General features: G+C 41.0%; 15 protein-coding genes. 10 read left to right on the top strand and 5 right to left on the bottom strand.

The features are described 5' to 3' along the window. Positions 1–271 precede the first annotated feature (271 nt). From L1D50_RS15795 to L1D50_RS15755, 9 genes are all read left to right on the top strand, one after another. Entirely contained in the window at positions 272–394 is a 123-nt protein-coding gene (locus L1D50_RS15795; protein WP_193554547.1) for a class III lanthipeptide, read from the top strand. Positions 395–427: 33 nt separating this feature from the next. Further along, positions 428–550, top strand: a complete 123-nt coding sequence (locus tag L1D50_RS15790) for a class III lanthipeptide (RefSeq protein WP_193554547.1) — start codon at positions 428–430, stop codon at positions 548–550. 33 nt (positions 551–583) lie between these two features. Continuing rightward, positions 584–706, top strand: a complete 123-nt coding sequence (locus L1D50_RS15785) for a class III lanthipeptide (protein WP_193554547.1) — start codon at positions 584–586, stop codon at positions 704–706. A 33-nt stretch (positions 707–739) separates the two neighbouring features. Beyond that, positions 740–862 (top strand): class III lanthipeptide, encoded by a 123-nt coding sequence (locus tag L1D50_RS15780; protein ID WP_193554547.1) that lies wholly within the window; start codon positions 740–742, stop codon positions 860–862. A 33-nt stretch (positions 863–895) separates the two neighbouring features. Further along, positions 896–1,018 (top strand): class III lanthipeptide, encoded by a 123-nt coding sequence (locus L1D50_RS15775; protein ID WP_193554547.1) that lies wholly within the window; start codon positions 896–898, stop codon positions 1,016–1,018. Positions 1,019–1,051: 33 nt separating this feature from the next. Then, positions 1,052–1,174, top strand: coding sequence for a class III lanthipeptide (locus tag L1D50_RS15770; RefSeq protein ID WP_193554547.1), 123 nt, complete (start codon positions 1,052–1,054; stop codon positions 1,172–1,174). Positions 1,175–1,302: 128 nt separating this feature from the next. Beyond that, on the top strand, positions 1,303–3,972 hold the full coding sequence (gene lanKC, locus L1D50_RS15765; RefSeq protein WP_138524561.1) for a class III lanthionine synthetase LanKC: 2,670 nt from the start codon (positions 1,303–1,305) through the stop codon (positions 3,970–3,972). 43 nt (positions 3,973–4,015) lie between these two features. Beyond that, entirely contained in the window at positions 4,016–5,605 is a 1,590-nt protein-coding gene (locus L1D50_RS15760; protein WP_138524559.1) for an ABC transporter ATP-binding protein, read from the top strand. 879 nt (positions 5,606–6,484) lie between these two features. Beyond that, positions 6,485–6,658 carry a DUF1173 domain-containing protein gene (locus L1D50_RS15755; protein ID WP_138524557.1) on the top strand — a complete coding sequence of 58 codons (174 nt, stop codon included), beginning with the start codon at positions 6,485–6,487 and terminating at the stop codon, positions 6,656–6,658. Positions 6,659–6,914: 256 nt separating this feature from the next. Here the strand turns inward: L1D50_RS15755 and L1D50_RS23465 are convergent, their stop codons facing one another. The 5 genes from L1D50_RS23465 to L1D50_RS15730 form a co-directional block, all read right to left on the bottom strand. Then, the gene (locus tag L1D50_RS23465; protein WP_275660212.1) at positions 6,915–7,568 is read right to left on the bottom strand and encodes a helix-turn-helix transcriptional regulator; all 654 of its coding nucleotides are present in this window, start codon (positions 7,566–7,568) and stop codon (positions 6,915–6,917) included. Between the two features lie 1,044 nt (positions 7,569–8,612). Next, positions 8,613–9,725 carry an MBL fold metallo-hydrolase gene (locus tag L1D50_RS15745; RefSeq protein WP_239966371.1) on the bottom strand — a complete coding sequence of 371 codons (1,113 nt, stop codon included), beginning with the start codon at positions 9,723–9,725 and terminating at the stop codon, positions 8,613–8,615. Positions 9,726–9,742: 17 nt separating this feature from the next. Then, positions 9,743–10,414 carry a helix-turn-helix transcriptional regulator gene (locus L1D50_RS23460; protein ID WP_128727197.1) on the bottom strand — a complete coding sequence of 224 codons (672 nt, stop codon included), beginning with the start codon at positions 10,412–10,414 and terminating at the stop codon, positions 9,743–9,745. Between the two features lie 273 nt (positions 10,415–10,687). Then, a complete protein-coding gene (locus tag L1D50_RS15735; RefSeq protein ID WP_161568686.1) occupies positions 10,688–10,849 on the bottom strand; it encodes a hypothetical protein in 162 nt (53 codons plus the stop codon). 55 nt (positions 10,850–10,904) lie between these two features. After that, positions 10,905–11,066, bottom strand: a complete 162-nt coding sequence (locus L1D50_RS15730) for a hypothetical protein (protein WP_239966370.1) — start codon at positions 11,064–11,066, stop codon at positions 10,905–10,907. Positions 11,067–11,681: 615 nt separating this feature from the next. Here L1D50_RS15730 and glmU point away from each other — a divergent pair. Next, the gene (glmU, locus tag L1D50_RS15725; RefSeq protein WP_138524553.1) at positions 11,682–13,043 is read left to right on the top strand and encodes a bifunctional UDP-N-acetylglucosamine diphosphorylase/glucosamine-1-phosphate N-acetyltransferase GlmU; all 1,362 of its coding nucleotides are present in this window, start codon (positions 11,682–11,684) and stop codon (positions 13,041–13,043) included. Positions 13,044–13,082: the final 39 nt, after the last annotated feature.

Raw genomic sequence — 13,082 nt, 5'->3', positions numbered from 1 at the left:
ATATGATTTTGCTCGCTAAGCACAGGTGGTAAGAAAGACGTTTAAAAACAAAACATGTCAATTCTTACAGTTTAATAAAAATTAGGTTTTGTCATCATGTTTAGCAACAAACGAAAAAACTAAAATGGAATATAGAGAACGAAAATGAACAATATTTTGAAATTACAGCAATTACCGCAAAGCAATAAGCCAGAAGATAACCTTTGGAGTATTCACAGCGTAATTTGCCAAACAGTAACTTAACTAAACATTCAATACTTTGGAGAAAAACATGAATAACGTAYTAAAACTACAAGAAATGACATCGACTTCTGAAGCAGACGTTCAAAGCTGGTCAACGCTAAGTGGCATTTGCCGCACGCTAGCTGCACAAGCTGCAAACGTTCAGCCGTAATCGACACGACTCACAGTTAACAGGATAAAAAACATGAATAACGTATTAAAACTACAAGAAATGACATCGACTTCTGAAGCAGACGTTCAAAGCTGGTCAACGCTAAGTGGTATTTGCCGCACGCTAGCTGCACAAGCTGCAAACGTTCAGCCGTAATCGACACGCMTCACAGTTAACAGGATAAAAAACATGAACAACGTACTAAAACTACAAGAAATGACATCGACATCTGAAGCAGACGTTCAAAGCTGGTCAACGCTAAGTGGTATTTGCCGCACGCTAGCTGCACAAGCTGCAAACGTTCAGCCGTAATCGACACGCATCACAGCTAACAGGATAAAAAACATGAATAACGTATTAAAACTACAAGAAATGACATCGACTTCTGAAGCAGACGTTCAAAGCTGGTCAACGCTAAGTGGTATTTGCCGCACGCTAGCTGCACAAGCTGCAAACGTTCAGCCGTAATCGACACGACTCACAGTTAACAGGATAAAAAACATGAATAACGTATTAAAACTACAAGAAATGACATCGACATCTGAAGCAGACGTTCAAAGCTGGTCAACGCTAAGTGGTATTTGCCGCACGCTAGCTGCACAAGCTGCAAACGTTCAGCCGTAATCGACACGACACACAGTTAACAGGATAAAAAACATGAACAACGTATTAAAACTACAAGAAATGACATCGACATCTGAAGCAGACGTTCAAAGCTGGTCAACGCTAAGTGGTATTTGCCGCACGCTAGCTGCACAAGCTGCAAACGTTCAGCCGTAATGTTTGCTCAGGAGGGCTGCGCTATAAGCCGCAGTATATCTCCTGAGAGCCAGCGACGCGCCAAATGATTTGTCGCGTCGTCCTTGGCAACTTTTTCTAAAACAAATTAAAAAAATGAGAACGAAAATATGTTGGATAATTTGTACACCTTTGGCGATAAGGACTTCTTCTCGCTACCGTCAGAGTTAGGTGCTGATAAGGAATACAGTGAAGTTATAACTAGTTTGCTTTCGAAAGATTGGACAGTAAAAAGGCACAATATCTGGCTGGCCGCTGCACCACTTGACGTGGAAATTCCGCTGCAAGGGTTCAAAATTCATGTATCGGCCACGGAGGAAGAAGCCATTGAAGTGATCCGTAAAACCGTACAGGTATGCATGGATTATAAAGCCGCATTCAAAGTTATTTGTCGTAAAGACTTAGCCAACCAAATGGCATCTAAATCAACCGGTCGCAGCGGCTCTGGCAAGCTGATCACAATTTACCCCGTGAACTTCGATTCGTTTAAGGCCATGATCCATGACCTGTATCTGGCGACGAAAGACAACAACGGCCCATACATTCTCTCTGACAAGCGATATAAAGATAGCAAAGTCGTGCACTATCGTTATGGTGGTTACAAGTTGATCCCAAGGCCTAAGCCCGATGGAACTGCGGATGCGTGCTTGATCCAACCGGACGGTACTTTGGTGAAAGATGAGCGAGAAGCGTTTTACTCATTGCCTAGCTGGATTGATGAGCCGTTCAACGATGAAGCCCTCAGCGAGGATGATTCTGAAATTAAGCCGTTGGCTGGTAGATATCAAATATCAGAAGCTTTTTCCTTCTCGAACAGTGGTGGTGTGTATAAAGCGACAGATTTAGCAACGGGCGAAACTGTAGTAGTTAAAGAGGCACGTCCTTATGTGCAATTCTCCTCGCTCAATGCAAAGTCGATATATGCTGACACGGTATTAAACAATGAATTTAAAATACTTGAGGCGTTGCAAGGTAGTGACTACTTCCCTAAACCCGTCGATTGTTTCACCGAATGGGAACACTCCTTCTTAGTTGAAGAGTTTGTACAAGGAGAAGCAATACGCTCATTTAGGGCAAAAGAAGAAGTCACTTTGATCCCATTTACAGGCAACTTGGCGACGGCAGAAAAGTTTAAACAACAGTTTACTTGGATCACCAAGGCGTGCATTGAAGCCATTTCATATGCTCATAGCCAAGGTATTGTATTGGCAGATATTTCACCAAACAACATCATTGTTGATAGTGACAATAAACGCATCAAATTTATCGACTTTGAAGGTTCGTTTAAATTAGATACAGCGAATGAACATAGAGACAGCATTCCGATTTTAGCAACCCCCGGTTTTACCGAGCAATCGAACTTGATTAAAGAAGGCGCAACTTTTAAGGGGGACTGGTATGGTTTATCCATGGTGTTGTACAGTATGTTGCTTCCTATTCAGCAAGCCTTTGAAATGAATGCTGAGTTCAAATGGTCGCTGCTAGAGAGGTTGGTACAAGATAGCGGATTACCTAAGCATGTGATTGAGATTGTAGACCGTCTATCTAAGGGCTTAGTTGATGAAGCTAAGGTGCTTTTACATGAGTTGGACAACATTACATTATCAGACGAAGTAGCAGAGAAAATAGAAAGAATAGAAGCGCTTCCTAAGATATCGGCAGACTTTAGTGAAATTGAAAATACACTACAGCGCTCACTGAATAACATAACCCGACTACTGAGAAGTGGTATCGAGCGAAAAGGTCATAATTTTTATCTACCAGTGGATTTCCAAGCATTTGATACTCATATGAGTTCACTCGCCTACGGTTATTCAGGACCTGCGCTATTACTCGCCCGTTCCGAACATAGTATTCCAACAGGTCTTGCAGCAGAGTTAGAGCAGGGTTTTAACGAGCAGGAAGCATCTCCTGGTCTATTGGTTGGATATGCCGGTATGGCACTGACCCAACTAGAGTTGGGTAACTACGATGTTGCACGTGAATTACTGACTAAATCCATGGCTGTACCGCATGAATTACAAGCGAGTAACTTTGCCCACGGTTTGGCAGGAATAGGGCATGGCTTTATTAAGTTGTATCAGAATACACAGCGAGCAAGCGACTTACAGCAGGCTATTGAAGCGGCGCAGTTACTAAGAAATAGAAGAACTTTTGAGCGTGGTGGATATAAGTATGCGTCAAGTGTAGAGGACAGTGATGGCGTTGGCTTCATGTACGGTAGCACAGGTATCGCGTTGTTTTTAATCCAACTGTTTAACGTGACGGATCAAGAGAGCTATTTAGAAGAAGCTAGATTGGCGCTGCAATTCGACCTGAATGTGGGGCTAAAACCTGAGGGACATTATCAATGGGGCGACTCCGAGAGTAGTCAAATGGTACTGCCGTACATCGAAAATGGATCCTCGGGTATTGGTTCGGTGGTACTGCGCTTATATCAAGCAACTGAAGACGAATACTATTTGAATATTGCCCGTAAAATTGCATTGAGCTCATACTCGCTTTATGCAGCTCAGCAGGGATTATTCTCTGGTTCGGTGGGGATCGCTGACTTTTTATTCGATATGTATCAGGTTACCCAAGAGCTGCAGTATAAGGAAAGTGCATTTCATATATTAGCGCGTTCGGCACTGTTTTCAATTTCACGCGATGAAGGAGAGTTATTCCCAGGGCGCACCTTGATTAGGCTGTCGACTGATCTTGCTATGGGTTCTTCGGGCGTTGGGATTGTCTTTGACCGAGTGTTAAATAATAAATCTCGCCCATTGTTTGATATCTAATGAGGTTGGCGGCTTAGGCCGCCTCACTAAGGAATTGATTGTTATGATTATTTCAAAAGAAAACCTTAGCACAGCTAAAGATATCTTGAAGCCACATCGCAAGAAACTTGGTTTACTGTTTTTCTTAACTGCTATTCAAGCAGTAATGTTTTCAGCGGTAGACCCATTGGCAATGAAATTCTTAATAGATGCGCTTAGTGAGGGTGATGTACAAACATTTATTTATTTGGCTGTAGGTGTGACATTCATTGCGACGTTTGGTAGAGCGCTAATCTATTATACTGCGCTAACCTCACAAAAAATAAAAAATGATGTACATCAATATCTTACTGTTGAAATGGCTGAGTCTATCTACAATAAACCGTATGCAGAAATTGCTGAGAAAGGTCGTGGGTACTTTACTTCTCGTTTGCATGATGAGGCACGTCAGCTGAGCGGAGTCGTTGATGTGTGTACAGGCTTGATATCAGGGGCTTTAGTTAGTGTTATTGGATTAAGTGTCGCGATTTGGTTGAGCTGGGAAATTACCCTGGCGCTAGTTGTGATAGTACCGTTCTTATACTTTTTAGCACACCGTTTTAGTGGCAGGATTTCAAACTGTACAGAGCGTTTGCATGAGACGGAAGCGCAATTCAAATCCATTTTAAATAAAGCCATTGATAGCTTTAAGTATGTAAAAACTCATAGTCTAATCAATCAAGCGCAGCACCGTATTGAAGAGGGTATCGCAGAGCCTTTGGATGCAAGATATAAAAACACCAAAATAGCTGCCATGTATCAATCTATCAGCAGCGTGTTTTTAAGTTATGCCGAGCTGTCTGTTTTGATTGCGGCAGGTATTCAAGTGATATTAGGTGTGTTTACGATAGGTTCCTTGTTCGCGCTAACTCGAGCATTCGGCATGATCGTTGGTGCGGTACAGCAACTGTCAGCAGTGATCCCTCAAATAGCAGCGTTAAACGGGCTCCTTGAGCGTTATCGTGTATTTACTCAGACGGTTGAGCTGCCCCAAGTCTCCACTGGTACTGCAGAGCACAATGAGCTTGAGCTACACAATGTTGGATTTAGTTATGGTGATAAACAGATCCTTAAAGACGTATCTTTTAATGTGAATCATGAAGATAAGATCTTGATATCTGGCGGTAATGGGGTAGGAAAAAGCACGTTTTTGAATTTGTTGGCGGGCTTTTATCAACCACAGCAAGGTCGGATCACCCTCGCACAAAACAAAGAAATGAGTTCCGCGCTTTACCCGTTCCAATTTTTGCCAGGCACGGTGAAGGAAAACTTCAATACCCTAAGCTTGAAATGGAATAGCTCAATACGTGCGGAGGCGCTAATCAAGGAGTTGGGACTGCAAGAGTGTTTGGATATTAATTATGACGACCTGTCTGAAGGTCAAAAGAAGAAATGCCAAATTGCCGCTTGCTTACTAAAACCTGCAAATATCTATGTATTAGATGAACCGCTGGCTAACATTGATGATCAGAGCAAAGAAAGTATTTTGGGGCTCATAGAGCAATACACCAAAAATGCAGCTGTGCTTATGATTATGCACGAGGGCAACACCTTTAAAGACAAGTTTACGCGATTTATTGACTTGAAAGGAGACGGTAAAGTCGCAGTAAGTTAAGTCTGCTAGGGCTATCGGATGGATACTAAGTTTGGCTCACTAACAGTAAAAATAATACAGAGTGAAAGTTAGTAATGACAAGGAAGTCATATTTTGAACCGCTTTCTATGCAATTTTGCTGTTGTTTAAGAAATGAACAGCATGATGATATTTATTTTTCGTTCTCTGGCAGGGATGCCAGCCTTACTCAAACAGTAAGGATCGCTTGGAGGCGAGGACTTGGCAGATAAGATGCCTAATGAAAGTACACACTGACGTGTACATACCGATTTATTTTTTCGTTCTTGGCAGGGATGCCAACCTTACTCAAACGCTAAGGGTTGCTTGGAGGCGAGGACTTGGCAGATAAAATGCCTAATGAAAGTACACAGTGACGTGTACATACCGATTTATTTTTTCGTTCTTGGCAGGGATGCCAACCTTACTCAAACGCTAAGGGTTGCTCGGAGGCAAAATCTAGGCAGATAAAGTGCCTAATGAAAGTACACAATGACGTGTACATACCGATTTATTTTTTCGTTCTTGGCAGGGATGCCAACCTTACTCAAACGCTAAGGGTTGCTCGGAGGCAAAATCTAGGCAGATAAAATGCCTAATGAAAGTACACAATGACGTGTACATACCGATTTATTTTTTCGTTCTTGGCAGGGATGCCAACCTTACTCAAACGCTAAGGGTTGCTCGGAGGCAAAATCTAGGCAGATAAAATGCCTAATGAAAGTACACAATGACGTGTACATATCGATTTATTTTTTCGTTCTTGGCAGGGATGCCAACCTTATTAATATTCGTTCTTACCCTGCCAGATCTAGCAGCTTGTTGACGGTGAATTAGTTGTTTATATTTAACTCACACACAACATAACAACAGGGTAACATAATGAAAATTAAACTAAAAAAACGTGAAATGAAAACACTTTCTGCTTCTAGTTCTGGGATCAAAGCACAGCAAACAATGCTTGTTGCAGGTGGTATAAAAGAGCAGGTTGCATCCGACTACAGCTGGACAGTGGTGACGTCACATATCAGTGACTGTCCAATTAATATCCGCTAAAACATTCTGCAGCCCCCCTCCTTTCTTAAGTAAGAGCCTGTAGGCTCTTCTTCTATTTCTAAAGCCCGTTCAAGCGTTACAAGACAAACTACTCTAATATTACATATGACTAAGTGCTGAATTTGAGGAAGGGTATTTTGTTAGATTTGTGAACTTAAGAATTATAGCTCGACCTTAGACATGTGAACTAGGTTTATTGCTCACATGTTTGGGGTCGATTTGTGGCTTTGTATAGGATATAAAATCATATAATGGATTACAGGGTGTGATTGAACAGGTACTTTACGATGGCTTGCTGTCGATTTGCACTATTGGTTTTTTCAATGCAGTTATTTAGGTGAAAATTGACAGTACGTTCCGAAATCCCGAGTATTTGGCTAATCTCCCACGATGTTTTTCCTTCTGATGCCCAAAGAATACAATCGCGTTCACGTTTGGTGATCTTTATTTTGTCTTTGGAGAAGCTGCGCTTTAAAGCTTGTAATAAGTGAAGCCCCAAAATACTCCAATGCCACTCTTGTTGGCGTGAGTCTATGTAACTATCGCTGGTGATAAGCACACACCCTACAATACCGCTGACTCCGCGAAGCGGGACCATCAAGCCATACTCACTGCCTTTCACTTTCATCGCGTAGGGGGTGTGGCTCTCTTTACAATTTTCATAAGCAGCATCTAAATTAAGGGTATCTTCCATAATGAGGTGGTTCGGTCCAATCACATGATGTTGATAAGCCGTTGGTGAGAGTGGCTTAAAGCCAATTAAATGAATTGAATCACACCGAATAGTCGTTCCTATCTCCATCAGCCACTCTTCGATTTTAGCGGGTGAGTGTAAGTTTCCAGCTTTATCTATCAGGGGTTTAAAACTCAAAATATCTGCAAACGTATTTTCTATGTTGTTATTAGTCATGTTATTTCCGCAATTAATGAGCATTGATGGAAGTATAGTGGCGCTAAACAAGCAACATTGCAAATTCCTGAATTTAATTTAATAAGCAATAAAAACAATGGATTAGCCTTGTTTGTTATCGTGGAAATGGTTGTGAAATGGATTTTTCATAAGTATGTTAGTGGAGGCTATGATTTGTTAAGGTCTGTCGCTTTTTGAGGTTTATGTTTCCGGGGAGCAGTATGTGTTTGGCTTGCGTAGTTGTGTTGTCTGAGTGACGCGATTCCACATGATAGTAGAATAAGCAGTAAAGTTATAAGCTCTTAAGTACAAAGGGTAAATACTAAAAACTTGCCCGCCTTGGTTTTGGTTGAGCGCTATATTGCTACTGTGCTGCGAAAGGAAGGTGAATACGTATACTTCTCTACAAAAGTGCTTGAGCTTCAAGAGCGAGCATCTGAAACATGAATATCTATAGCGCCACCTACTTATTGATGCGGTTCACTATCTCAAGCAGAATGAGTTTGGCGTTGGTATTCAATACCGATAATAAAAAGAAAAGAGTATTATTTTGGCTGTGATTGATTTTAATCACCACGTCTGCTATGAAGGATTTTTAGCGTATTTTTAAACTCTTTTATGAGATATAGCTTTCGAATTGGCTAATGTATATCTGTGACTTTACATAACCTATGTCTAGATAAGCTTCATTCAAGCGTTATGTGACTTTCAATGTGCCAACATCCTCACTAATTTGAAGCATTAATTGTCAGGAGCTGATTATTGGTGTGTGAGCACGTTCACCAAGCATGATTAAGGACTGCTACAAGGTTTTAATTATCAGAAGCTTAGGTTGTTCAATACTTCATGTGTGATAGTTACTTATGCACAGCATTATTCAGTCCTTTTGTTTGGCGATATGGATGCCATTTGCGGACTCAATGTGAGTTCATATAGAGAAAATTGAAGAGGTTTAGCTATGCCAAAATATAAAAAAGCGCTCTTGAGCAAGCAGCGGACACGGGTGCTGCTTGTAGAGCGCTTAACAACAAGTTAGGAAAAAGGTTAAAGTAATTCTGTGAACTTAAAAGACTCTCCAATACCTAGCACACGTACTTTAAAGTTTGGCTTTAACTCCTTAGCTGCATAGGCAAGTCTTCGCAGTGGCTCATTAACATGTTCAAAGCCAAGCTGCCATGTCCCATATCCCCAAGGAATAAATATTTTACAATGCAGATCTTGCGCTGCTTTTAATGCATCTTCTGGTGATAGGTGCACGCTTCTAAAGTGTTTACCATAGGCTGTTATCGGCATCATACATATATCAATGTCACCATGTTTACTATGTATATCTTTGAATATTGGGCTGTAGCCTGTATCACCCGCAAAGTAAATTTTTAACTGGCCTGTATTGATGATCCAGCCACCCCATAAGCTTTCATTTTGGTCGAATATACTTCGGTTGGAGTAGTGGTGTGCTGGCACAAATTGGATTTTGTTTTTCTTATATTCAACCTCGGTATACCAATCAAGCGCGAATACGCTGTTAAATGTGCCATCAAGCTCATGCTGCATACCGATAGGTAAAAATATATCTAAGTCACTTCCTAACTCTGACAGAGTTTCATTGGAGAAATGGTCGTAATGGTCGTGAGAGATCAATACACTATCAACAAAAGAAAGTGCTTTTGGCTCTACTGGCGGTGGCCCTAAACGCTTTAATTCGTCAAAAAGCATGGTTCCAACAGTGCCCACCATGCCATCAAACTCACCAAATACAGGGTCAGTCAAAAAGCTATTACCACTTCCGTCTTGGATTAAAAAGCTTGCATGGCCTAACCAAGTAATCGTATTACGTGATTGGCTGTTTAAAGCGGTCGGATATAAGTGGTCTTGATAATTGTAACCTTGAGTTTTATCAAACCCAGAATAAGATAATTTGAATATGCTGTCCTCTACAGGCTTCTTTTCTTCAGGAGTCTTAAAATCTATCGTATCAATCTCATGATAAGGTCCCAGATCTTTGAAAGGCGAAGCATACAGGTTTTGATAAGACTCCATTGACTCCGCGTGTAGTGTTTTATTCACTTTTACAACAGGTAGCGGCTTTTGGTTTGTATTACACGCTGTCAGCGCTAAAGTGGCCGCAAACAATTTTAGATATTTGAGAGATCGCATTTTATTTCCTTTAAAATTTAAATGATGTTTGTCACGACGCACTTCGCGATAGCTTGAAGTCGGTTTGAGCTATTAGTCTTTTCAATACAATTGGATAGATGGAAATTTACGGTACGTTCAGAGACTCCCAATATTTGACTAATTTCCCATGAAGTCTTTCCTTCACAGGCCCAAAGTAAACAGTCTCGCTCGCGTTTGGTGATAGCAACAAGGCGTTGTTTAGCTAGCTTGATATAAGCGTGTATGAGATATGTAGCAATGGACGACCAATACCAGCAAAGGTGCTCAACGTCATGAGGGTCTTGAATTTGTAAAAGAAATGCACCGTGTTCATTGTGTCCAGCATGTACAGGTAATAGATATAAATGCTGAGGATATAAGCTGCCAAACTGACTCAGTGAAATGGGAGAGGACTCATTGTGACAGTATTCATGTATCTCTTCGCTGAGCAGTAGTTGGTTTATTGCACTGGGCGGATTGCCATATAGTTTGCATTCAACAGATGTTGGTGTTGTGTGCTCAAAAGCGATGAATGCTAAAAAGCTAGGTGCTGACATCGCTTGTAGCTTTGTGACTAGACTGCGAAATTCAACTTCATTTTTTACGTTGTTTATCTCGTTAATCATCTCATTAAACACGGTCTGATTGTAAATCCCTGCTGTTGCCGGTGTCATGCTTACTAAACTCATGCGTGATGCTCCGCTATTTGAAAATATATTGTGTTTACGCTTGATGGTGCGGATCACTGGCTGCTGTGAGTTATCGCGCCTCGAAAGCGTTGTTTTCAAAAAATGTATTGACGTTACACCACTATTAATGAGTCGAGTCATACCAGCTGGTAAACGTTTGTTGTTTAGGCTTTGGCCTTTGTGCTGTTAATTAACGCCTGTTTTATGGTTGTATTCTCTACAACGAGTACCCCTAGCACTTAAGTGATAGGTTTGCTCTGTCAATGTCCTACATTAGTGAATTTGAGCTGATGGCAACGTAACCGTTGTATCTGAGCTATCGCCTGGCAATTTTGTTATGGTGCCGCCGTTGATTAACTTAGTCATATTGACAGGAAGGCACTTGTTGTCTTGGCTTAAGTTTTTGATGCGTTTCTTTGTGATTGCTAGTTTCATGGTCGTGTCCTATGTATTTTGTTGTTTTTATTGAATGTTGTTATTGAGTTTATCGTTAGCGTATTTGAGCTGATTGCAATGTAACGGTAGTGTCTGAGCTATCGCCTGGTAACTTTGTTATGGTGCCGCCGTTGATTAATTTAGTCATATTCACAGGAAGACGTTTGTTGTCTTGGCTTAGGTTTTTGATATTCTTTTTAGTAACCGTAAGTTTCATTTTCTTATCCTTGTTAATTATTTATTGTTGTGTAGAGCTTATAAATTTTTATTTCTTAGCTTGTTAAGTGAGGAGTTGCTGTACCCCGTAACTTGATTCTTAAGTTAGCAAGGTTTTTTCAAAAATTGATTATTAGAAAGTTATGATTTGTATATAAGGTTCTGGTGTAAGCTTTTGTTTTATAAGCTTTGTTATCTTACAAAAGAGTTTAATTAGAACTTTCCAGTGAGTTTTTCGCTGTATTTTTGCTTTTTATTGCTCTCGTACAACTGTCAAAGTGAAGTCTTGAATGTAAAGAAGTTAGTTGAGGCGTTAGGAGAAAATAGCGTATTGAGCTAGAGATATTGCAGTAAGAGCTAACGGTGCACTAAGCGTCATTGTGATAAGTAACGGTACCTTAGTTATATCACTTTAGTAATTTCTTATGTGCGAGCAGCCGCTTTTGGTGAACATTCAGCTTATGACTATCAATTGAGGTAAATTTAGTTAAAATATTCGCAATCATTTCTGAAGCAAATTATACACTGCGAGTAAGTTTGGCTGGGCACATGGAGTGGCAGTCTTAAAGTGTGTGATATGTGTAGGGGATAGCAAATAAAAAAGGATTCATCATAGATGCCATTAAATACAATTATTTTAGCTGCGGGTAAAGGCACGCGCATGCGCTCTAAACTACCAAAGGTACTTCATCTTATTGCTGGAAAGCCGATGGTTCAACATGTCATCGATAATGCTGTGTCTCTTGGGGCGCAATCGACCAATTTAGTATTCGGACATGGAGCGCAGCAACTACAAGCTGCCTTGGCACATAATGAAGTAAACTGGGTTCATCAAGCAGAGCAGTTAGGTACAGGTCACGCGGTAGCGGTTGCGAAAGAGCATATCGGCGACGATGATAAAGTGTTAGTCCTCTATGGTGATGTACCACTGACAAAAAAGAGTACGTTACAGCGTTTGCTGGATGTGACGCCAGATGACGGCCTTGCTGTACTCACTGTTGATTTAGCAAACCCAGCGGGTTACGGTCGTATGCTACGGGAAAATGGTAAATTAGTGGGCATCGTCGAACAAAAAGATGCTTCTGATGAACAGCTCGCCATTACTGAAATCAACACCGGCATTATGGCTGCTAATGGTAAGCTTTTGAAAAAGTGGTTGGGGCAGCTATCAAACGAGAATGCACAGGGCGAATATTACCTCACTGACATCGTTGCAATGGCACACGATGAGGGAATAGAAATTACCTCAGCACAACCAGACGATAAGATGGAAGTTGAAGGTGCGAATAACCGCGTACAACTTGCTGCCTTAGAGCGTGCTTATCAGGCTTGGCAAGCAGAAGCCCTGATGATTAACGGTGCAAGTCTAGCTGACCCTGCTCGTATTGATGTGCGTGGACAGGTAACAACCGGCGAAGATGTTCAGATTGATGTTAACGTGATATTTGAAGGTCATGTTGAAATTGGCGATGATGTCGTCATTGGTCCTAACTGTGTACTCAAAAATTGTAAAATCGGTAATGGTGTAGTGATTAAAGCCAATACTCTTATTGAGGATGCGTCAGTCGCTGATAAATGTACTTTAGGCCCTTTTGCTCGTTTGCGCCCTGGTGCGATCATGGAAGAAGACTCTCATATTGGTAACTTTGTCGAGATGAAGAAATCTCGCCTTGGTAAAGGTTCTAAAGCTAATCACTTAACCTATCTTGGGGATGCTGAAATTGGTGAAAAAGTGAATATTGGTGCAGGGACTATTACTTGTAACTACGATGGGGTGAATAAGTCTAAAACTATTATTGGCGATAACGCGTTTATTGGCTCAAATTCTTCGCTAGTTGCACCAGTTGAAATTGGTAGCACAGCAACGGTTGGTGCAGGCTCTGTGATTACTTCAAGTGTTAAAGATGAACAACTAGCAGTTGCGCGTGGAAAGCAGCGAAATTTAGATGGTTGGCAGCGTCCAATTAAAAAGCAATAAGCTGATTTTATATTTATTATCATAGAGATAGTATAACAC

Origin of the sequence: Pseudoalteromonas sp. Isolate6 (genome assembly GCF_022398435.1) — a bacterium.
GTDB classification, from domain to species: Bacteria; Pseudomonadota; Gammaproteobacteria; order Enterobacterales; family Alteromonadaceae; genus Pseudoalteromonas; species Pseudoalteromonas galatheae.
Note: the sequence above shows the minus strand (reverse complement) of the source record. Positions and strands in the feature narration are given on the sequence as shown.